Here is a 22,218-nt window from a genome sequence, read left to right as displayed (position 1 = left end):
TTATTTACCCCGCAGATTATATAAAACGCATCCTACGTCATAGGGCTAAAATTATAACTGGTTGAGTAGTAGGAACGCTTTGGTAAGCCTTTCTACACTTCTCTTTTAACATATCAAATGAATTCCTTCAATTTTCCCATAATTCTCTATATAATAGAGGGTAATCCATTTGAGTTGGGGTGAACGCGCTTGATAGACAAAAAGGTGATGCGGGAGTTATGGGAGGATTTTGTATATCGGGGACATCTCAATGAATCGGTAAAACAAGAAATACAGGAGGCCTGGCTCCGTTCAAAACAATATGGTGTTAATCCGCACGTCCAAAGCGGAACGAAAATGCTTTTACCCGCAGAATTAGAGGATCTGCGTAAGAAAAAGAAGGAGCTTCTGCACATTTCGCTTCCATTGATGGAAAACCTTTATTTTTTTGTGAAGGGCTCCGGATTCCTTGTCATCCTTTGCGACGAAAAGGGGTTTCTGATGGAGGCGATGGGCGACGAAGAGACTCTTGAACAGGCGAAGAATATCAGTTTTGTTGAAGGGGCATTATGGAGCGAGGAAGCGATGGGTGCCAATGCGATCGGGACTTGCATTGCGCTGGACAAGCCCATTCAGGTATGGGCATCTGAGCATTATACCGAGGCCTGCCATCCATGGACTTGTTCAGCGGCACCCATCCATGATTCAGCAGGGGAAATTATCGGCATTTTAAATATGTCCGGTCCAGGGGAAAAGGTGCATCCGCATACGTTAGGGATGGTCGTATCGACAGCGGCTGCGATTGAAAAACAGTTGCAGATCATTGAAAAGACACGGGGAAATGCCGTCATGAAAAGTTTGCTGGAGGCAACGACGGATACTTTGTCAGAAGGCATGATTATCGTAGATACGGCAGGGGAAATTTTAAAAACGAATGAAATATTGCACAGGATTATCGGAAAAAAAGAGCATGAGCTTGTGGGCAAGAACATTCGTGAGATTTTTGACAACGAGCTTTTTCAAGAAATCAGTTCTTCCAGGGTGAATATTTTGGATCGGGAAACGAAGTTAAAAGTAACCGGCAGCCAGCGGCAGGTGCAGGTGCTGATTACATCCAAGGGGATTTTCCAAAACAAAAAGAAAATCGGCAAGCTGCTCACGATTAAAGAAATACATAAAGTGAGACAGATGATCAATAAGTTTTCTGGTAATCAGGCAAAGGTGACGTTTCGTGATATTGTCGGTGAGAGTGAAAAAGTCAGAAAGGTGAAGCTGGAAGCAATTGCAGCGGCAAGTTCGGATTCTAACGTATTATTGACAGGAGAGAGCGGGACAGGGAAGGACATTTTTGCACAGGCCATTCACAATGAAAGCGATCGGCGCTATAAGCCGTTTATTGCGATAAACTGTGGCGGGGTACCGCGCGATTTGCTTGGAAGTGAGCTTTTTGGATATGAGGACGGCGCTTTTACGGGTGCAAGGCGCGGAGGAACACCGGGCAAGTTTGAACTGGCAGAGGGCGGAACCATTTTTTTGGATGAAATTGGGGAAATGTCACTGGAAATGCAGGTCCTGCTTTTAAGAGTTTTGCAGGATAAAGAGGTTGTGAGAATTGGGGGACATAAAATTGTCCCTGTCAATGTCAGAATCATTGCAGCGACGAATAAAAACCTGCGAGAAGAAGTGAAAAAAGGAAGCTTTCGGGAAGATTTGTTTTTCAGGCTGAATGTCATCCCTGTCACGTTACCTCCGTTACGGGAGCGGCCAGACGATATTCCACGTCTGGCAAAATATTTTATTGAAAAACTGGCCATGCGGTTCGGTAAGGCTCCATTAGAAGTGAAGCCTGATTTTTACGAGTCCCTTCAACGATATGAATGGCCGGGAAATGTGCGAGAGCTGCAAAATATATTGGAGCGGGCAATCGTAAAAGGCACGGGGAACAAGCTGTGTCCGAAAGATTTGCCTGAGGATTTGTTTGGTGGATTTTTCACGGCGGCCGAGAAAGGCTTGCCGGTAAAAGATGAAATCAAAAAGCAGGCACTGGTCCAATCGATTGAAATGTTCAAGGGGAATTACAGCCGGGCGGCGCGGCACTTAGGGATATCGCGCAGTACGTTGTACAGACAGATGGAGAGGTACGGGGTTAGGTAGAATTGGGGGACCCGAGAAATCAGCCGTTGATGGGTTCTGCCATACTCACAATCAGGAAAAACTTAGAGATTAAGCAGAATCGTGCCCCATTTGGTTGGGGCTTCTTTTTTGGGAGTGGGATGGTCGAAATGCTAACCGGAAATTGGTGGCGGGCTTCTTTTTAGGCAACACCTGGTTTGGGAGACACCACCGCATTTGCAGAACGGTTTAAAAACAAACACATCTTTATTTTTGACACCAAATGCCACACGAAATGCATAATTCGAATTAAGCCTTGTAACAACTGTCCCGTTTTGGAACAGTGTCCCGCCCGTAAAAGGACACCTTGTACCAAAACGGGACATCTTTTTTACAAAAAATTGATGAATTCAAGGGTTAAAAGTTGGAATAAAACTTGCTTTCTATGATTATTAGACTTTTTAAAAAAGGGAGGAGCTAATATGACGGTACCTTTGGACAAGCTGAAGTGGATGCATGAAATGATGGCGAAAAGCCGTTATTACGAGGATCAAATGGCTGAAGTGTATTTGGAAGGCAAGACTCCTGTTTTTAATATTGGGGCAGGAACAGTTCCGGGCGAGATGCACTTGGCGACGGGACAGGAGCCCGCTGCAGTGATTTGTGCCCATCTGACGAAAGATGACACGGTGACGTCTCCTCATCGCCCGCATCATCATGCGATTGCTAAAGGTGTTGACTTGAATCGGATGACGGCTGAAATCTTTGGGAAGGAAACGGGGCTCTCGAAAGGTAAAGGCGGACACATGCACCTGTTTGATCCGAATGTGAAATTTTCGTGCAGCGGGATTGTCGGAGCGGGAATTCCGCAGGCAGCAGGCGCGGCGCTTGCTGCAAAAATGAAGGGCCAAGATTGGGTTGCGGTTGCTTTCCTCGGAGAAGGGGCTGCGAATTCGGGAGCTTTTCATGAAACGCTCAACATGGCGGCACTTTGGAAATTGCCGTTGATCTTAGTTGTGGAGGACAATGCCTACGGAATCTCTGTTCCGAAAACTGCTTCGACCGCCATTGAATCAAACGATCAGAGGGCGGCAGCCTACGGAATTGAAGGCGTAATAGTAAAAGATAACGATCCGATCGAGATGTATAAGGTTTCCGAAGCCGCAGTTAAAAGAGCACGGAATGGCGAGGGGCCGACGATCATTGAGATTGAGACATTCAGGTATCAAGGCCACTTCCAGGGTGATCCGGAGTTGTATCGAGAAAAAGGAGAAGTATCGTCTTTAAGGGAGCGGGATCCAATTTTACGGGTTAGAAAGCTTATGATCGACGAATACGGCGTGGATGAATCCGAAGTGGAGGAAATAGAAACGAAAGTCAAAGCGGAAGTTGACGCTGCGTACAGCTTTGCAAGGGAGAGCGAGCTGCCTAAGCCGGAAGCGGCGCTTGCGGACATGTTTAATTAAACGCAATTTAACAAAATTCGGGGAGTGACAGGCACCTCCCACGCGAAAGGAGAAAGATTGATGGAAACAACGAAAAAAAGATTGTTGACCGGAAATAAAGCCATGGCCGAGGCAATCGCTTTAGAAATGGAAAATAACAAAGATGTATTCGTTCTTGGGGAAGACGTCGGAAAATACGGCGGGATTTTTGGATCGACAGAGGGTCTTCTCGACAAATTTGGAGCGGAACGAGTGATTGATACCCCGATTTCGGAAACGGCCATCATTGGTGCGGCGATCGGAGCAGCAGCTGAGGGAATGCGTCCCATTGCTGAGCTGATGTTTGTCGATTTTTTTGGCGTATGTATGGACCAGATCTACAACCATATGGCGAAAATCCAGTATATGTCCGGCGGCAGCGTCAAGCTTCCGATGGTGTTGATGACCGCTGTAGGCGGCGGCTACAACGATGCGGCGCAGCACTCGCAAACACTTTACGCCACTTTCGCACATATGCCCGGACTGAAAGTAGTGGCTCCGTCGACGCCGTATGACTTAAAAGGCATGATGACATCTGCCATCCGTGACGACAATCCGGTGTTTTTCATGTTTCATAAATCACTGCAGGGACTAGGCTGGATGGATCAACTGGATGAGTCGGTCGGAGATGTACCTAAGGACGCCTACACAGTGCCGCTCGACAAGGCGAAGGTTGTCCGTGAAGGCAGGGACGTGACGATCGTCGGGGTTCAGATGATGACACATTATGCGGTTCAGGCGGCTGAAAAGTTGGCCAAAGAAGGCATTGAGGCGGAAGTCATTGACTTGCGTTCTTTGAAGCCGATTGACAAGGATACCATCATTAAGTCCGTTAAAAAGACACACCGACTCGTCGTTGTTGATGAAGATTATCTTTCTTATGGAATGACAGCCGAAATCTCAGCGATTATCGCAGAGGAAGCTTTATACGAGCTGGAAGCGCCGGTCAGGCGACTCGCTATCCCTGACGTACCGATTCCTTACAGCGATCCGCTTGAAGACTTTGTCATCCCTGGTCCTGACACTATTTTTAAAACGGTAAAAGAATTAATGGAAACCTATTGATTGCATCTAAGGAGTGAAGCGCATGTTTGAAGTGAAGATGCCAAGAACATCCGATGAAATTGAGGAAAGCCTCATTGTGTTTTGGCATGTGGAAGAAGGAGATACGGTTGAAGAAGGCGATGTGCTTGTCGAGGTGCAGACGGAAAAAGCTGTTTTTGAAATAGAAGCCGAGGCGGATGGCATAATCAGTGAAATTATGATCAAAAGAGGGGAATCTGCCAAGGTGGGTGATGTTCTCGTAAAAATTGATGCGGAAGCTGAAAGCGGAGCTAAAGAAGCGGAAACCAAGACCGATAATAAAGCTAACGAGGAAAAGATGACTGCAGCTTCGTTTGTTAGAATTTCTCCAAGACTGAGGAAGCTTGCGAGAGATCTGAGCGTAAATCTGGCTGATGTAAAAGGCACAGGACCAAACGGAAGCATCACTGAAAACGATATTAAAGAAGCAGCGGAAGGAGTGGGAACACGACAGGAGACCGGGGGGGCCGCTGCAAAAATGACCGGCATTCGCAAAACGATTGCTTCCAGAATGATGACAAGCCTGCATAATTCTGCACAGCTGACCTTAACCTCTTGGGTTGAAGTGACGGAGATCGGGAAAAAGCGGAAGGAGAGCGGCGCCAAAATCAGCTGGAACAGCCTGGTTTCATATGCCGCAATCAAAGCGCTGGAGCAGCATCCATACTTGAATGCCCATGTTCATGATGGGGAGATCACTCAGCATGAAGAAGTCCATTTGGGGATGGCGGTCGATACGGAGGAAGGGTTGTATGTGCCAGTTCTTAAAAATGCCAACCAATTGGTCCTAGGCGAACTGGACAAAGAGCTAAAAGACATGGCAAAGAACGTCACCTCCGGAAATTTATCCGGGGTTACATTACAAGGAAGCACTTTTACTATGACGAATCTTGGAAATTTCGGTATTGAGTTTTTTACCCCCATTATCAATCCGCCGGAAGCCGGAATCCTTGGTGTAGGGAAACTGGAGTCCTATCTCGTTTTAGAAGATGGGGAAGTTGTTCAAAAGGAGCGAATCCCGCTCAGCCTGACATTCGATCATCGTGCTGTCGACGGAGCGCCCGCGGCCAAGTTTTTACAGACGATTGCCGATCAGTGCGCGGCGTTGGTTGAAGAATTATAAGAGAAATAAAGAAAACCAAAAAGATTTAAAAGATAGAGAGAGAAGAAGAAGCTGGGAGATTAATCAGCTTCTTCGGCTTGTGAACTGAAGGGAAAGTACCGAATAAATCATTGAAATTTTGGGAGTGCATATATGTGAATCGGGTTTATGTATCCGCCGACAAAGGAAATACGTACATTGGCCGCCACGCTGTATCTGAAAGAGAAAGTTCAAGTGATTGGGAGAGTTTATATAAGAATTGGAATTGTTTATTTGTCAATTTAAAATGGCTATCGGAAAACTGGGAGTCCCACTACAAAGAGAAATAGGACGCTGCATTTTCTAAAGCAGTGGATTTTCTGAAACGATTTTGAAAAAGCTACTAGATGAAAATGGACCGGGTTCCATTACTGGAAAATTTTTGTATGTATGATTGGCAGGGGTTTAATAAAATATTCCTTCAGAGATGCGTATATACCATCTATCAACTATCAAGGGTTCTATCATTTCTTTTTTTTTCGGAATTTTACTGTCAAAGTAGGAGTGTAAAAACATCCTAACGACAAAGCTCTTTTTATATTTTAAATTATCTAAAAAATTTGATAAATGGTATAGGCTGGCTTATACTAAAGAAGCATACTAATTTATTTTCACCAAGAGATTTACATAAAATTTTCGAGGGAGGAAGTAAGCAAAATGCCAAAAACATTATTTGAGCTGGATTTTACCAAGAGGATGGAGGAGCAGGCACACCCGGGACATAACAGGTGGCACCCGGATATACCTGCAGCTTTTGCAGTGGATCCTGGAACGGCCTTCCGGATGGACTGTAAGGAATGGACGGACGGGCAAATTAAGAATAACGATGACCCTGAAGATATCCGGGAAGCGAACTTGGAGAGAGTCCATGTTTTGAGTGGGCCTGTCCACGTCAATGGAGCGGAGCCGGGAGATCTGTTGGTAGTTGATATTTTGGATGTCGGTGTCCACCAAGGATATGAGTGGGGTTTCAACGGAATTTTTGCCAAGGAAAACGGCGGAAGCTTCCTTGTTGATCATTTTCCTGAAGCACAAAAATCCATTTGGGATTTTGAAGGGATTTTTACGACTTCGCGGCACGTTCCGGGGGTCAGATTCGCGGGAATAGTTCACCCGGGCCTAATTGGTGTGGCACCGTCCATGGAGCTTTTGCAAGAATGGAATAGACGAGAGGAAGAACTAAGAGCGACGAATCCTGACCGCACTCCTCCACTCGCCAATCTGCCGACACCGGAAAGTGCAGTGCTCGGAACGCTGAAAGGCGCAGAATTCGACCGCGTTGCTGCAGAGGGCGCCAGAACAGTGCCTCCAAGGGAAAATGGCGGAAACTGTGACATTAAGAATCTATCAAAAGGATCGAAAATCTTCTTCCCGGTATTTGTGGACGGGGCGAAACTATCAGTGGGAGACCTCCACTTCTCTCAAGGGGACGGAGAGATCACATTCTGCGGCGGAATCGAGATGTCCGGATGGATCGACTTAAAGGTCGATGTCATCAAAGGCGGAATGGACAAATATATGATCAAGAACAACCCGATGTTCAAGCCGGGTCCGGTTGATCCATTATACTCGGATTTCCTTGTGTTTGAGGGCGTGTCTGTGGATCACAGTACTGGGCAGCAATACTATATGGATGCGAATGCCGCTTTCAAAAATGCTTGCCTCAATGCGATTGAATACTTAAAAACTCAGGGGTACACAGGAGAGCAGGCGTATATGCTGCTAAGCTCCGCGCCGGTGGAAGGGCATGTCGCGGGCATCGTGGATATTCCAAACGCTTGCTGTACTATAGGGATCCCTACCCAGATTTTTGAAAAAGATATTACACCGAAAAAATAAAGTAAAGATATAGGTAGGGGGGATATCTTGCCAAATTATACGTTTCGCTGCAATGAATGCGGAGAATTCACCTTGTTTTTCAAATCGATGGAGAAAAACTTGAGAAGTGCCGAATGTCCGTCGTGCAGCTCAGAATCAAAACGTGTATTTTTACCGCCCAATCTGTACTCCATGCCCCATGCGCTCAAATCAAGAATTGAGAAGGGGATGGAGCCGCGACGAATGAGCCGGGAAGAATTGGGTACAAGAAGACTTCCTAAAAAGAGGCCGGCTGTGGCAAATCGTCCGTGGCAGGCGTGAAGAAAAGCGTAAGCCCCGTTTAGCAACGTACAAACTGAAATGCGGAAGACGGCCGTTTAGGGGAGAGAAGCGCTGGCAGGCTCATACCGCGAGATCCTCGAAAAAGCTAACGCTTTTTCTTCGTGCGATGTAACGCTGTCGAAGCTTTCCTTGTCCTGTCGCTTCGCTTGCACTAGTGCTTCCTATACGTCGGTGGGACTAGCTAGACAGAGAAATAATCTGTCTGAACAAATGTTTTTTTGTAAAGATCCCGTTTCCGAAGGAGCGGGATCTTTGAATCTTTCTAAGGGGGTTTTCCGTATGTTTGGGAGGAGGTGCTGTCGGCGTGAAATTTTTGTACGAAACTCGGAAAATTTATACAGAAGAAGGAAAGTGTAAACCACAGCACTATATTCCAAGTGTTGTTAAGTCATTAAAAGGTATCTGCCTGATTGATTTTTAAACTCCATCCAGAGCTCAAAAATCCGTTATGGGGCGGCCACTTGCGGAATCCCAGTTATTTTGTTGCCACAGTCAGTGAAAATACCGAGCAACAAATCAGGCAATATATCCAGGCCCAGAAAAAGAAATGAGGTGAGTGGAGTGCTGCGGCATAAAGCGTATAAGTTTCGTATCTACCCGAATCAGGAACAGGAAATCCTCATTTCCAAGACTATCGGCTGCGCCAGGTTCGTCTATAATTATTTCCTTCAACTATGGAACACGTCATATGCCGAGACTGGTAAAGGATTATCCTACCACAAATGTTCTGCCATGCTCCCCATCATGAAAGTCGTAGAAGAAACCAGTTGGCTGCAGGAAGTCGACAGCATCGCCCTTCAATCCTCATTGAAAAACCTCGCCGATTCGTTCACCCGATTTTTTAATAAACAAAATGGAAGGCCACGGTTCAAAAGCAAAAAGCACCCTGTCCAATCGTATACGACAAAATGCGTAAATGATAATATTTCCGTTAATGGCAACCTGCTGAAACTCCCTAAACTTGGACAGGTAAAGTTTGCAAAAAGCCAGGAGGTTGCCGGGCGTATCCTCCGCGTAACCATTCGAAAATACCCAAGTGGAAAATATTTTGTCTCCCTTCTTTGTGAAGAAAAGATCGCCGAATTCCCCAAAACCAATTCCTCCATCGGAATTGACCTGGGAATTTTGGACTTCGCCGTTTTTTCAGACGGCCGAAAAGTGGATAATCATCGCTTCACTGCCAAAATGGAAAAGAAATTAAAACGTGAACAACGCAAATTGTCCCGTCGTGCGCTGCTTGCGAAAAAGAAAGGCATCAATCTCCTTGAGGCAAAGAACTATCAAAAACAAAAACGGAAAGTCGCCAGAATGCATGAAAAAGTGATGAACCAGCGCACCGATTTTTTAAATAAGCTGAGTACAGACATGATCAATGACCACGACGTGATCTGTATAGAGGACTTAAACACCAAAGGGATGATGAAAAACCGCAAGCTGACGAAAAGTATTTCTGATGTATCCTGGTCCAGATTTATCGAAAAGCTGGAATACAAAGCCAAATGGTATGGGAAAAAGGTGATTAAAATCGACAGATGGTATCCATCAAGCCAAATCTGTTCTGCATGCGGCCATCAAGCCGGCAGGCAACCCCTCCACGTGAGAGATTGGACTTGCCCAGCCTGCCACACCTGCCATGACCGGGATGTCAACGCCAGCAAAAATATCGTGAGGGAAGGGCTAAGACAGCTGTCCCTGATATAAAAACGAGATTTCAAGAACCGCAGGAACTGCGGGGATAGCTTGGTATAAAAGAGTAACCGCTGATGGCAGTGTACGCCACTATTCATCAAGTATGCTCTGTTCCCAAGAATCTCGTGACTTTATTCATGAGAGGTTCAAGTGTTCCGTTTCTGTTCATTGCGTTCGTTGAAACCCTTCAGGCTTTTATCATCCTCTTGGCGATTTTCTTCGTCATTGATGCAATATGCAGGAAGTTCGGGTGGAACAGACTTAATGACGACGATGTCAATTATTGGGACTGATTGCGGGCATTGACCGATTCTGTTGGAAAGCAATTTATGCAGATTATGTTACCTTCATTTTTCAGGAATGCTTTGATTTCAGTGAATCCTTTGCTTTTGGGATAGCGCATTTTAACGTAAATTTCTTCATAAGGCTGAATTTCTCTTTTACATAAATAACAATGGGCTTTTGATGTAAACATTCGTTCATCCCTCCTGCTTTTATCATATCTTGTTTTTCTAATCTGTCACCCTTCCGCCCGCCCAGCATACGCTATGTTGGGGAGTGATTTTTGTGGAGACACTGATGGATTTTTCGATTGATAAAAAATTAGAAAAAGACATTGCCAAAGCAGTGAATGGCGAATACAGTGCCATTGCCTGTTATGGGAAGTTGATAGAGATGGCGCCTACAGAGAAGGAAAAACAGATCATCCGCGAAATCAGGAATGATGAAGTCCGCCATTTCCATCAGTTTTCGGCCATTTATATGTTGGTGATGAATAAGCAGCCTGAACCGCAGATCATTGAACAATGTCCAAATAAATATAAGGATGGATTGCGATTCGCTTTTGAAGATGAACAACATACGGTCGACTTTTACCATGAGATTGCCGATCGGGCGCAGCACCCAAATATTAGACATCTGTTTCGCCGGGCGGCTGCAGATGAGCAGAACCATGCAGTATGGTTTTTATCCATGATGCAATAAGAGATTTAAATTTGTGGAGACTGACGGGAGGGTAACTGATTTTAGAAGACTGACTATCCGGTTTCCAGAGAGTACCGTTCGTTTTTAATATTACTTTCCGTTTATTGGTGGATGCTCTCCACTTTTTCTTTTAGTCTCCGTTTTTGGCGGATAACTCTGAAGTTTTTTTGTTTTACTCTTCGATTTGGATGGGATACTCTTCATTTTTTAGATATACTTTTCAATTTTGATGGAGTACTCTTCACTTTTACGATTTACTATCCGTTTCCGATGAATACTTTTCAAACACTTGTAATACCCTCCGTTTTTCGAAAATACTCTTTTTTTCACGATTTAGTCCCCAGCTTCTGATCTTCATTTTATCCGACAGCATGAGGGACGCCATCCCTCATGAGAAATTTGTAAAACGAATTACAAGTCTCCCTTCCAATCTACATTTTTAGTGAAAGGACAAGCGTTTAGTTTGTGGAATAGTATACGTACAACCAAAACTTGGGGAGGGTCGGCGATGGAAAACTTGATGTATACTTCCGGGGCAGCCAAGGCGTTGGGATTAGGGGTCAGTACCCTCAGGAATTATGCTGTTGTGTTGGAGTCAAAAGGATATCATTTTGAGCGCGGTTCGAATAATGGACGGATTTTTAGAGAAAAGGATATTTCGCAAATTCAAGAAATGATTGACAGAATGGCGGAAGACGGAGTGACAGTGGAACAGGCAGCGGAGATAACGGCAGGCCAGTCGGGGAAAATTGAAGTATTGCTAGATGTGCCTTCAGAAAAAATGGACTTGGAATTAAAGAAGCTATGTGAAAAAATCACTTTGTTGGAACAGCAGCAGACAAATTTGGCTGAAATTAATCGAAAGCTTGCAGTTCAGGTTGAACGGTTGACGGAAAAAATCGAGGAACGGGAACGGGACCAGCAGTTGTTTGAAATGATGGAAAATGCGCGAAATAAGAAGAAAAGGAAAGGGATGGCGTTTCTACGGTTTACTTTTTCGGACAAAAAGTCTACTATATGAAAGCTTTTTTAGCGTTTCTCAAGAAGTACAAAAATTGACGAAACTATTATTCGAATGATGAAGTGATTTGTCCAGCTCCAGCGCCCAGCGACTAGCAAACTTCACACTCCTTTCCTCGAAAAAGCTTCGCTTTTTCTGCGTGGAAGTTTTTTCGAGGAAGTGTATTCAGAGCACTACGATAAGTCAACATCGGCTCCGAGGGACAGGACGTCCTAGTAGTGCTACCGAAGCCACAGGATGTGGCACTTTGAGGCGGCCGAGTCGCCGTGTTGTCCGGCTGCGGGTGCCATCGGCTCGAGGTCATAAGGCGAGAGCTGCTGAAGGCAAAGAACGCCTTCTTCAGCTCTCGCCTTATGCTTGTCGCCCTCTAAACGGCCGTCTTCCGCATTTCAGTTTGTACGTCGCTAAACGGGCGCTTACACTTTTCTTGATTAATTCAGTTTCATTCGAGTCATAGGGGGTACAGATAACTATAGCTTTTAGACTTGAAGGAGGTCTTCCTAATGAGAGACTCAGATGGAACTAAGAAAAAGCTTGAAGGTACATGGGACAAGGTAAAAGGTGAGGCAAAAGATGCATTTGGAGATGCAGTTGATGATGAAAGAATGCAGGCTGAAGGTAAGTGGGATAAGGTGAAAGGTGAAACGAAGAAAAAATATGGAGAAGCCAAAGAAAAATTTAGCGACTGGGACTAAGTTTGACCAAAACAGGCACTTCCTAATGGAAGGCCTGTTTTTGATTTATATAAGAAGTTTATGACTGGGAAGATAGGGTATATTAAACAGGAAAGTTTTAATTTTGGACACATATTTAATATTTTTTATTGAAAGCGATTCAAATCAGTTGAAAAGTGAGTTAAAATAGTAGTAAGATGTCAAATCTTAAATGAGGTGGTCTTCTTGCATAGAGATCATGAGCAACTTGAAAAATTTATTGATAGTCTGGCTGAAATGGGAGTAAATATTTCAGTAACGAAATCCCGGCTGGAGCTTTTCAAAGTTCTGGATGAGATACAGGCTGTCCCTGGGTATACCGAATACCATTTAGATTAAAACGAAGCGGGCTGGTACAATGTACTGGCCCGCATTGTTGTTTTAATTGAAAGATTACTGCTGCCTCAGTAAAGTGCGTGTCCGCTAAGGTTGAGCTCCTTAACTTTTCTAACTGTTTGCCGTTTTCTTCCTGCTGAAGATCAGGCGGTAAACGATGAATGCGACGACTGCGATTCCACCGATGCCTAGTGTGATAATGGCAAAGTTTTCTTCAATGAATGGTTTCGCTCTTACGCCAAGGGCCGCAATGATTGCTGCCTCCAGGAAAAACCGCCCGCCTCTTCCAAGGATGGACCAGAAAACAAGAGTCCTGATTTTCACCTTGGAGATCCCAGAAAAAATGGTAAAGACCTTGTAAGGGACTGGGGTAAAAGCCGCTATTAAAATAGCCATTGCTCCATACCGTTCAAAATAATATTCAACCTTATTAATTTTATCTTCCTTGATAAAGCGAAGCAAAATGGGTCTGCCCAATTTTTTTCCGATATACCATCCAAGAAGTGCTCCCAACACGGAAGCTACAGTTGTATAAAAAGCGTAAAGCCATACTTTGTCGGGTGAGGCGATCCCCATTGGAATCAGCATCACCTCGGGAATGATTGGCGAAAAAGCAGAATCCGTAAAGGAGACGATTAAAAGTCCAAGCACCCCATAATCAATCAGCCAGTTTTCAATAATTGCAAGCCATTCTGATATCATTCAAATATGCTCCTTTTAGCCGTAAATGACGATAAGCTAAAAAGAAGTATAGCATTATTCAAGAATGCCGTCAGCAAAATTGAAAAAACAGGAAAATGATTGTCGAACCGACTCATTTCCCCGGAAATAAAATAGGAATTTGACTGATTTCCTTTTTTGATACTCACAGTAATTTATGGGGTCACTTCAACTTCGCTAATGTGGTTGCCTTCCATTGTTTTTACATGGAATTTATACCCTTCTTCTTCAATTATATCGCCTTGCTGCAAATCATATTTCTTCGTCAGGAGCCAGCCACCAATTGTATCGATGTCCTCGCAGCGAAGGTGGATGCCAAGCAAATCATTCACTTCCTCAATCAATACTTTTGCATCCAGCAAGTAATGCTGTTCATCCAATTTCCTTACTAACGGTATTTCATCTTCGTCAAATTCATCCCTGATTTCTCCAACGATTTCTTCTAGAATATCTTCCGCTGTGACAATTCCCGCTGTTCCGCCATATTCATCAAACAGAATGGCCATATGGTTTCTTTCCCGTTGCATTTTTACAAGAAGCCGCTGAATAGGGATCGTTTCAATGACGCTGATAACCGGCATGATGTAGCTGGTAATTGGTTCGGAACCTTGACAGTTCCCTTCAATGCAATCTGTTAAAAATTCTTTAATATTGACCACACCGAGAATTTTATCTTTGTCTCCTTCTTCTATCACTGGGTAACGGGTTAAGCGCTTCTCTTTTACAATGCTCATGATTTCACCGATTGAAGCGGATCTGTCGATTGTAATGACTTCCGTTCTCGGGACCATGATTTCTTTGGCAATCCGGTTGTCAAACTCGAAGATTTTGTTGACATATCGGTATTCCGACTGGTTAATCTCTCCGCTCTTCAAACTGTCCGACAGAATAATGCGAAGCTCTTCCTCAGAATGGGCGATGTCGCTTTCGGAAGCAGGCTTGACACCAAACAAACCTGCTATCAGACGAGCAGCCCCATTTAAAAGCCAGATAAAGGGGAACATGATTTTATAAAACCATATCAGCGGTGTTGCGATAGCTAATGTAATGGCCTCAGCTTTATGAATGGCGAAAGTTTTTGGTGCCAATTCTCCGACAACAACGTGAATAAATGTTATTGAACTGAATGCAATGACAAAAGAAAGGATGCTTGCTATCGAAGCTGGAATATTAAGCCTTTCAAACAGTGGATTGAGCATTACTTGAACAGTCGGTTCACCTAGCCATCCAAGCCCGAGTGCGGTCACTGTGATTCCAAGCTGTGTTGCAGATAAGTAGCCATCTAAATTTGCGACCAGGCGCTTGGCAACGGTAGCTTTCTTATTGCCTTCCGCTACCAACTGATCCAGGCGAGAGCTTCGAACTTTTACGATTGCAAACTCAGATGCCACGAAAAATGCTGTCAGTGCAATTAAAATAATAACGAGAAATATGTTAATTATGAGCAATGGAGCGCCCCGCTCCGGAATGTCCGCAGCAAGGCTTCACCTCCTCCATTTCGTATTTTTTTGGGGAGAAATATTGTTAAGTCTAGCTCCAGGCGCCATCGGCACGAGGTTACAAGTTGCAAGGAAGCTTATTCAATAAGAATGTGCTCCTGCTGCATAGCTATTCGAGGAAGCTTATGTTTCCTTCGTCGCAAAGCTACATGAAGCATCTCAGAGAAGCTTTTCACGATGTGATTTAATTTAATTGCTTTGCTGTGGTGGCTGACGAACTCCCTCATCAAAATTCGCCTTGTGCTTGTCGCCTAAGGCTGCGCGCCTTGCGCTTTTCTACATACTTTACCCTTAATGAAGCAACTTCTATCACGATTTCACATTTTTTAAAGAGTTAAGTTAGTTTGTTGAGAAAATGGGTCGCGATGGAAAAATAAGTGATCAATGAAAAAATATCGTTGACCGTTGTAATCAAAGGTCCGGATGCGACCGCCGGGTCCATTTTTAATTTATATAAAATCAACGGAATGATTGTACCTGCGAATGTTCCGATGATCAATGTAAGCAATAGCGAGCCCCCTACAACAATTCCAAGGTATAGATTGTGCTGCCAGACAAATGCGATGATGGCAATGAGCAGTCCACATGTGATGCCGATAAATAAGCTCACTCGGAATTCACGCCAAAGCAGTTTCATTCCTGTTCTCATGTCCACTTCTTTTTCTGCCAGACCGCGCACGACGACAGCAAGCGACTGTGTACCGGTATTTCCTGTCATTCCTGCAATCAGCGGCATGAAGAAAGCAAGGGCGACCACCTGCTCCAGTGTTTCTTCGAATCTGGAGATGATGCTTCCGGAGACGAGCCCGATGAACAGCAGGGCGATGAGCCAAGGAAGTCTGCGGATTGCCGCAGACACCGGTTTCGTATCAAAGTCAATTTCTTCATTCATGGCGGAAATTTTGCTTATATCTTCGCCTGCTTCATTGATGATTGTGGTCACCATATCATCAAAAGTGATAATTCCTATGAGAACCTCGTCTTTGTTCACTACAGGAAGCGCCGTAAAATCGTATCGCTGCAGCAAGCGGACAATTTCACTGCGCTTGGTCATCACATCAACGGATATGACCTTTTCTACCATGACATTTGTCACGCTTTCTTCAGGCTCTGTTATGATCAAGTCCCTGTAAGGAACCGTTCCTGCTAGATGCCCATCTTGATCCACCACATAGATATGATTTAGGCTCTCCGAGTAAAGGGCTAAGGTTTTTAATTTTTCAACGGCCTGTCCCACAGTAAAATGGGTGTTGACCGAGACATACCGGTTCGTCATCAAGCTTCCGGCGGTATCGTCCGGATATTCTAGGATTTGCCTGACATAGGATGCTTCGGTTTCCTTCATTTCTTTTAAAAAAGAGTCAACATCCGTTTTGGGATAATGGCGAAGCAGGCGGGAAAGGAAGTTGACATTCAATAAAGCCAGCACTCGATTTGCTTTGTCGGGTCCAATTTTACTTAAAATCTCAAGCTGAAGCTTAATGTTCACTTTCTGTATCAGGCTTGCCAGGGTGGAGTTGCTTAAATGCTCGAGCATGGCCCCTCTGAATCTCTCCGGAAGATTCTGGATGATGGAGGCCATCGTTTCCGGGCCGCAGTCTTCAAAAGTATCATTCACCTTATCGAAGTCTTCGTTTTTAATATTGTCGATGATTTTTAGAGTAAGTTCCTTTTCCATATTTCTAGCCAGCACAGTTATCACCTTTCTATCGTTTAATAGCGGCATATATAATTGTTGTGAATATGTAATATAAGTCATAACAAATTTTTGTTATTATATAGATATACTGTAGGTATATCGTATGATTATATTTGTGGGGGCAATCTCGTTGAAAAATCAAGCATCTAGGAAAAATATCATATACATACACATGAATCACACCGCTCGGTATATCTTGTCATCCGGTATTCAATTTCCCGATTTTATGAAAGGTATTCCTGTTAAGCCGTCAAATCTTTTATTGCTCAGCCATAAATTCGAAGATGGCTACTATAACATGCATACCCGGTTGAATTTTGTAACGGGAGAAAACGTGGAACAGTTGGCAGGAGATGAAGTTTTCCGTTACGGAAATTTTTGTTGGGTTGATTTTTCAGATGAGGAAGATCTGAATGAGCTGACAGGCCAGGAACTGGCTGAGCTTCTCTACTTAAGCCATATCAAATCACCTCTAAGACCTCCTTTTTATAGAATGCTTGGAAATCAATTTGTCTATTTGACCGAGGAAGACGGAAATTTCAATAAAACATACTATAAGAATTGGGAACACTTTTTCTCTATGATGGGCGTGGTCATTTCGCATAGGGTGAGTCCAGGAAGAGAAAAAAACTTGTTTGGACGCCGGAAATACCGCCCGGCCCCTTTTGTCCCAGCAGATATTCTCCAAATGCTGAGCGTACAAATGCGGGAAGGCGTCGTGCTTTCATTTGAAAAAATGACTGCGGACCGGCAGAAAATTGAAGTGCCTTTATGGACGGTCGGTGATTTAATGGACACGGATGAAATGCTTGAAGAGTATATGAAGCAGAGCCGGCGTCCGCCGGAAGGCAAAATTGTTCTTGATCGGAAGGCCGGAGAATGGCAGGCTCTCCTGGGATAGATTCGGTTGGAAAAATGGATACAGCTTCCTGAATGGGAGCTGTATTTTTTATGTGGGACTGCTTGAAAATGAGAATGATTTTTTCTTGGGTGTTTTTGATCGGCATCCGTATAAAGCGGATAGGCTCCTTGTTGGAAATGAACCACGTACAAAATACATGGTCCAACCCATTCCGATTTTATTCAATCCTTTCGCACATAAAAAAAGAACCTCCGCGCATTTCTGCATGGGGGCTCTCTGAAATCAAACTGTCGCTTCTTTTTCCACATCTTCGCGACTTATTTTGTCCATGACCGCTGTAATTGCACCGTCACCGGTTACGTTACATGCCGTACCGAAGCTGTCCTGGGTAATGTAGAGGGCGATCATCAATGCAGTCATCGCTGGACCGAATCCGAGCATGGATTCCAAAAGTCCGATAGCGGCCATGACTGCCCCGCCGGGAACGCCGGGTGCTGCCACCATTGTGATTCCGAGCATCAATATAAATGGAAGCATGATTGTAAATGAGTAGCTGTGCCCCTGCATGAACATGACAGCCATGGAACAGCTCACCAAAGTGATTGTGCTTCCAGACAAATGAATGGTTGCAAGCAACGGAATGGTAAAGTCCGCAACACGTTCTTGTTTAACGATTTTTTTACCTTGTCGCAGCGTGACCGGAATCGTTGCCGCTGACGACTGGGTTCCAAGAGCTGTAAAATACGCTGGGCTCATTGTTTTCAACATCGACAAAGGATTTCTTTTTTGCAAAGAACCGGCAATTGTATATTGGATGAATAGATAAGCAATATGAAGAACGATGATCATAGCGAAAACTTTTATGAAAATGCTTAAGATAGATCCTACCTGGCCGGCATTGGTCATATTTGCAAAAATGCCGAAAATATGAACCGGTAATAAAGGGATGATCACTTTTTCAATGACTAGATGAATGATGTCCCGGAAGTCATTGGACAAATTTAAGAGCACATCGCTTTTAACGGCTGCAATTCCTATTCCGATGACAAAGGATAGAAGTAGAGCAGTCATGATTCCCATGAGCGGCGCCATCTCGATTTCGAAATATGGTTTTAATAGTGCCTCTTCTGGATTAGCGAACTCTTGCAGAGACAGATTGGCCAACATCGAAGGAAATAGCGATTTTGCTGCGAAAAATGCGAGCAAGCCTGCTCCGATCGTTGATAGATAGGCAATCGCAGCTGTCCAGCCGAGCAGCTTTCCGGCACCCTTTCCAATAGCGCCAATTCCGGGAACGATGAAGCCGATGATCAGCAATGGAATGATGAAGCCAAGGAAATTCCCGAATAGGCTGTTAAAGGTTGCGAAAACCCGGATTAAGGGATTTGGCGAGACGAGCCCAATTAATATACCGAGCACAATCGCGAGAATGATGCGCGGTAACAAACCGAATTTCATAACATATGGACCTCCATATAAAATATAATGGGCGGCAGCTTTTTATGTAAGGGAGCCGCCTGAATTATTCTAGCATAAGAAAAAGAAGATATCCTTATTATTTCACAAAAATAGAGCATCGGGCCGGGTGGGCAAAGCAAGTTGTTCAGAACGGGGCTTCGCAAAAACCCACGGATAACCCGGGCTGGCAGAGAGCAGGACTTTCGCTTCAATCACTCCAAAAGATCATGCAGCATACGATAAAATTGGGCGGCAGTCTACTTTTGATTGAAAGGATATATCAAAAATATGTCCGTGTTTTCCGGTTCCGACCCTATGAAGGAAATCACGCTTTTTTCCCCATATATCTATTTCACTTTTCTTCTTTGTTTTATTTAAAATCATGTTAAAATTAAAAAGATGTCATGAAGATGGAGGATAATAAAAATGAAATTGTGTTTATTATACGGTGGTAAATCTGCTGAACATGAAGTTTCGCTGCAAACTGCGAAAGCAGTCATACATGCACTTGATAAAAATAAATTCGATATATTTCCGATTTTCATCACCAAACAAGGACAATGGATACAAGGTCCGCAAATTACAGAGCCTGTTGAAGATGTAAAACAGCTTCAATTTTCGAATGGCGGCAATGAGTTGATGCCTCAATCGCTAAACGCGGAATTTGATATGGTGTTTCCGCTGCTGCACGGTCCTAATGGCGAAGATGGAACGGTCCAGGGCCTGCTTGAAGTCTTAAACATTCCATATGTTGGAAACGGCGTACTCGCCTCTTCAGCTGGTATGGACAAAGTAGTCATGAAAAATATTTTTGCACAGGCTGGCCTGGACCAGGTGGAATACGTTTCTATCATTCGTAGTACCTGGGAAGAGGACCGCGAAGCGGCTTATAAGGAAGTGGAGGAAACAATCGGTTATCCTAGCTTCGTGAAGCCTGCCAATCTCGGTTCGAGCGTCGGAATCAGCAAATGCGACAACCGAGAAGAATTGGTTGCAGCATTTGAAGAAGCATTCCGCTACGATAGGAAAATCATCATCGAAGAAGGTGTCATTGCAAGGGAAATTGAAGTTGGTATCCTTGGGAATGATGAACTTGCTTGTTCAGTTGCGGGCGAAATCGTCCCTAAAAAAGAGTTTTATGATTACGAAGCAAAATACGCGGATAACACTACAGAACTTGTGATTCCGGCAGACATTCCTGAAACGGATTATGACACGGTCCGCGACATGGCTTTTACAGCATATAAAGCGCTCGATTGCTCCGGTCTTGCCCGGATGGACTTTTTCGTGACGCCGGACGGCAGGGTGCTGATCAATGAAGTGAACACGATGCCAGGTTTCACGCCTGTCAGCATGTTCCCTCTCCTTTGGAAAAATACCGGCGTTCCGTATCCTGAGTTGATTGAACGTCTCGTCGACCTTGGCAGACAGCGTTACGAGGAAAAACAAACAATCGTCCATACTTTTTAAAAAGAAGGGATTACGATGATTCAAAGAACAATTGGCCAGATAGCAAAAATGATCAAAATAGAAAACGATGTAACGGAATACGCCCAGCAAGAGGTAAAAGGCGTAACAATTGATTCGCGAAAAATTTCACCGGGCAACTTGTTCGTTCCCTTTAAAGGGGAGCAGACTGACGGTCACAAGTACGCGGAAATGGCCCTGAATCAAGGGGCTGCGGCTGTTTTTTGGCAGGAGGATGTTCCTAACCCGCCAACAAACGGTCCGGTTCTCGTCGTAAAAGATACATTGCTTGCCTTGCAGGCTCTGGCGAAGACATACCGGGACGAATTATCTGTAAAAGTGGTCGGGATTACAGGCAGTAACGGAAAAACAACGACGAAAGACATTACGGCGGCTGTCCTTGGTGAAACGTATCGCGTCCAAAAGACGGAAGGGAATTTCAATAATCATATCGGGCTTCCGCTCACGATTTTGGCACTTGAGGAAACAACGGAGATTGCTATCCTCGAAATGGGCATGAGCAGCAGGGGTGAAATTTCCCTTTTGACAAAAATTGCCAGACCTGATGCAGCGATTATCACGAATGTCGGTGAAGCCCATTTGCTTGACCTTGGGTCTCGCGAAGAAATCGCTGCGGCCAAATTTGAAATCACCGAAGGACTGGCTCCTGGAGGCCTATTCATCTACCCGGGAAATGAGCCGCTTTTACAGGAAAAGGCGGCTACGCTTGACAATATCCGCCTGGAAACATTTGGGCCTTCTGCGGAAAATGCCGCATACCCTCTAGAATTGACAATAGAAGAAAGAGGAAGCACATTTACGGCATCGAATTTTCCAAATGAGCCATTATTTTTGCCGATTGCTGGGAAACATAATGTCATGAATGCTTTGGCGGCTTTGCTAGCTGCGAAGGAATTTTCAGTGCCGGCCAGCGATGTGAAAAACGGTTTAAATTCAGTAAAACTGTCTACGATGAGAATGGAATGGCGGAATGGAATCAAGGGGACAACAATTTTAAACGACTCCTACAATTCAAGCCCGACGGCACTTCGCGCTGTCATCGGAATGCTTGAAAGCATGGACGCTGCCAAGGAAAAGATTGTTGTTCTTGGAGACATGCTCGAGCTTGGAGATATGGAAATTGAATTTCACGAACAAATCGGTGAAGAGATCGATCCGGCAAAAATCAAGTATGTTTATACATATGGAAATTTAGGTAAATGGATAGCACAGGGTGCCGAAAAAAATTTCACGGCTGGGCATGTGTTTTCTTTCCTGAATCAGGATGAATTAATCCGTTCTCTGAAGGGGAAAATTTCAGGAGGAGAGCTGATTGTTGTAAAAGCTTCACGTGGTATGAAAATGGAAAAAGTGGTTGAAGCATTAGCTATTGAGGAATAGCATGGAATTTGCGGGGCGGCTAGCCGCCCCTGCAATTAGGTGCCGTTACCTCTCGGCTAAACTTTTATATTGCAATGGTTGAGTTGAGAGATAACGGCACCTTTTTGAAAAAAAGTGCTTGGTGCTTGGCAAATGCCAAGCTCCGACGGACAGGATGTCCTAGTGCCGACGGCGCCACAGGACGTGGCGCTTTAAGTCGGCCAAGCCCCCTAAAGGTCACAAGCCTTGATTCGAGGAAAAAGTGCTTCTGCGCTATAGCTTTTTTTATTCAATCCGTCGAAAGCATTCGCTTTGGCGGCAGAAAAACTGCTCCGCGAAAATGATCTTGTGCCTGTCGGGGCTGAGCAAGGCGCTTGCGCTTTTCTTTTAATTGGAAATTGTCACCATCACTTTTTAGTGATAGAATTAGC

The 22,218-nt window shown here is 44.5% G+C and carries 21 protein-coding genes and 1 pseudogene; 17 read left to right on the top strand and 5 right to left on the bottom strand.

The annotated features are described in order from the left end of the window. Positions 1–207 precede the first annotated feature (207 nt). The 10 genes and pseudogenes from D4T97_RS10295 to D4T97_RS10255 all read left to right on the top strand — a co-directional run bounded on the left by D4T97_RS10295 (position 208) and on the right by D4T97_RS10255 (position 9,941). Positions 208–2,133: a sigma-54-dependent Fis family transcriptional regulator gene (locus D4T97_RS10295; protein ID WP_126050366.1), complete on the top strand. Its 1,926-nt coding sequence runs from the start codon at positions 208–210 to the stop codon at positions 2,131–2,133. A gap of 440 nt (positions 2,134–2,573) precedes the next feature. Beyond that, the gene (locus D4T97_RS10290; protein WP_126050364.1) at positions 2,574–3,557 is read left to right on the top strand and encodes a thiamine pyrophosphate-dependent dehydrogenase E1 component subunit alpha; all 984 of its coding nucleotides are present in this window, start codon (positions 2,574–2,576) and stop codon (positions 3,555–3,557) included. A 60-nt stretch (positions 3,558–3,617) separates the two neighbouring features. Continuing rightward, a complete protein-coding gene (locus D4T97_RS10285) occupies positions 3,618–4,640 on the top strand; it encodes an alpha-ketoacid dehydrogenase subunit beta (RefSeq protein ID WP_126050362.1) in 1,023 nt (340 codons plus the stop codon). 22 nt (positions 4,641–4,662) lie between these two features. Then, positions 4,663–5,781, top strand: a complete 1,119-nt coding sequence (locus tag D4T97_RS10280) for a dihydrolipoamide acetyltransferase family protein (RefSeq protein WP_126050360.1) — start codon at positions 4,663–4,665, stop codon at positions 5,779–5,781. Positions 5,782–5,915: 134 nt separating this feature from the next. Continuing rightward, a complete protein-coding gene (locus D4T97_RS20495; RefSeq protein WP_164525530.1) occupies positions 5,916–6,089 on the top strand; it encodes a hypothetical protein in 174 nt (57 codons plus the stop codon). Between the two features lie 367 nt (positions 6,090–6,456). Next, complete coding sequence (fmdA, locus tag D4T97_RS10275) at positions 6,457–7,638, top strand: formamidase (protein ID WP_126050358.1); 1,182 nt, start codon at positions 6,457–6,459, stop codon at positions 7,636–7,638. A 27-nt stretch (positions 7,639–7,665) separates the two neighbouring features. Beyond that, positions 7,666–7,938 carry a zinc ribbon domain-containing protein gene (locus D4T97_RS10270; protein WP_126050356.1) on the top strand — a complete coding sequence of 91 codons (273 nt, stop codon included), beginning with the start codon at positions 7,666–7,668 and terminating at the stop codon, positions 7,936–7,938. 370 nt (positions 7,939–8,308) lie between these two features. Beyond that, positions 8,309–8,510 (top strand): annotated as a pseudogene (locus tag D4T97_RS10265) (transposase); the annotation flags it as partial. Between the two features lie 10 nt (positions 8,511–8,520). Then, positions 8,521–9,660 (top strand): IS200/IS605 family element RNA-guided endonuclease TnpB, encoded by a 1,140-nt coding sequence (gene tnpB / locus D4T97_RS10260; protein WP_126050354.1) that lies wholly within the window; start codon positions 8,521–8,523, stop codon positions 9,658–9,660. A gap of 62 nt (positions 9,661–9,722) precedes the next feature. Next, complete coding sequence (locus D4T97_RS10255) at positions 9,723–9,941, top strand: hypothetical protein (protein WP_126050352.1); 219 nt, start codon at positions 9,723–9,725, stop codon at positions 9,939–9,941. Here D4T97_RS10255 and D4T97_RS10250 read toward each other — a convergent pair. Then, on the bottom strand, positions 9,929–10,123 hold the full coding sequence (locus D4T97_RS10250) for a Fe3+ hydroxamate ABC transporter substrate-binding protein (protein ID WP_126050350.1): 195 nt from the start codon (positions 10,121–10,123) through the stop codon (positions 9,929–9,931). The two genes, D4T97_RS10255 and D4T97_RS10250, sit on opposite strands and share 13 nt — an antisense overlap. A 104-nt stretch (positions 10,124–10,227) precedes the next feature. On the opposite strand from D4T97_RS10250, the gene D4T97_RS10245 reads away from it, so the two are divergent. The 4 genes from D4T97_RS10245 (at position 10,228) to D4T97_RS20490 (ending at position 12,705) form a co-directional block, all read left to right on the top strand. Then, positions 10,228–10,632 (top strand): ferritin-like domain-containing protein, encoded by a 405-nt coding sequence (locus D4T97_RS10245; protein ID WP_126050981.1) that lies wholly within the window; start codon positions 10,228–10,230, stop codon positions 10,630–10,632. Positions 10,633–11,140: 508 nt separating this feature from the next. Continuing rightward, positions 11,141–11,653, top strand: coding sequence for a MerR family transcriptional regulator (locus tag D4T97_RS10240; RefSeq protein WP_126050348.1), 513 nt, complete (start codon positions 11,141–11,143; stop codon positions 11,651–11,653). 503 nt (positions 11,654–12,156) lie between these two features. Continuing rightward, positions 12,157–12,348: a CsbD family protein gene (locus tag D4T97_RS10235; protein ID WP_126050346.1), complete on the top strand. Its 192-nt coding sequence runs from the start codon at positions 12,157–12,159 to the stop codon at positions 12,346–12,348. Between the two features lie 204 nt (positions 12,349–12,552). After that, a complete protein-coding gene (locus D4T97_RS20490; protein ID WP_164525529.1) occupies positions 12,553–12,705 on the top strand; it encodes an Lmo0850 family protein in 153 nt (50 codons plus the stop codon). Between the two features lie 108 nt (positions 12,706–12,813). Here D4T97_RS20490 and D4T97_RS10230 read toward each other — a convergent pair whose 3' ends face one another. The 3 genes from D4T97_RS10230 to mgtE form a co-directional block, all read right to left on the bottom strand. Then, complete coding sequence (locus tag D4T97_RS10230; RefSeq protein ID WP_126050980.1) at positions 12,814–13,401, bottom strand: YqaA family protein; 588 nt, start codon at positions 13,399–13,401, stop codon at positions 12,814–12,816. 176 nt (positions 13,402–13,577) lie between these two features. Then, positions 13,578–14,870 (bottom strand): hemolysin family protein, encoded by a 1,293-nt coding sequence (locus tag D4T97_RS10225; protein ID WP_126050344.1) that lies wholly within the window; start codon positions 14,868–14,870, stop codon positions 13,578–13,580. Between the two features lie 385 nt (positions 14,871–15,255). Next, positions 15,256–16,614 carry a magnesium transporter gene (mgtE, locus tag D4T97_RS10220; protein ID WP_235872219.1) on the bottom strand — a complete coding sequence of 453 codons (1,359 nt, stop codon included), beginning with the start codon at positions 16,612–16,614 and terminating at the stop codon, positions 15,256–15,258. 136 nt (positions 16,615–16,750) lie between these two features. Here mgtE and D4T97_RS10215 point away from each other — a divergent pair, with 136 nt between their 5' ends. Next, positions 16,751–17,521: a hypothetical protein gene (locus tag D4T97_RS10215; protein ID WP_126050340.1), complete on the top strand. Its 771-nt coding sequence runs from the start codon at positions 16,751–16,753 to the stop codon at positions 17,519–17,521. 243 nt (positions 17,522–17,764) lie between these two features. On the opposite strand, the gene D4T97_RS10210 is transcribed toward D4T97_RS10215, so the two are convergent. Next, positions 17,765–18,940: a dicarboxylate/amino acid:cation symporter gene (locus tag D4T97_RS10210; protein WP_126050338.1), complete on the bottom strand. Its 1,176-nt coding sequence runs from the start codon at positions 18,938–18,940 to the stop codon at positions 17,765–17,767. A gap of 420 nt (positions 18,941–19,360) precedes the next feature. On the opposite strand from D4T97_RS10210, the gene D4T97_RS10205 reads away from it, so the two are divergent. Next, the gene (locus tag D4T97_RS10205; RefSeq protein ID WP_126050336.1) at positions 19,361–20,410 is read left to right on the top strand and encodes a D-alanine--D-alanine ligase; all 1,050 of its coding nucleotides are present in this window, start codon (positions 19,361–19,363) and stop codon (positions 20,408–20,410) included. A gap of 15 nt (positions 20,411–20,425) precedes the next feature. Then, positions 20,426–21,808, top strand: a complete 1,383-nt coding sequence (locus tag D4T97_RS10200; RefSeq protein WP_126050334.1) for a UDP-N-acetylmuramoyl-tripeptide--D-alanyl-D-alanine ligase — start codon at positions 20,426–20,428, stop codon at positions 21,806–21,808. Positions 21,809–22,218: the final 410 nt, after the last annotated feature.

The sequence above is a fragment of the Siminovitchia acidinfaciens genome (genome assembly GCF_003605385.1).
Lineage (GTDB): Bacteria > Bacillota > Bacilli > Bacillales > Bacillaceae_C > Siminovitchia > Siminovitchia acidinfaciens.
This window is presented reverse-complemented; position numbering and strand designations above follow the sequence as displayed.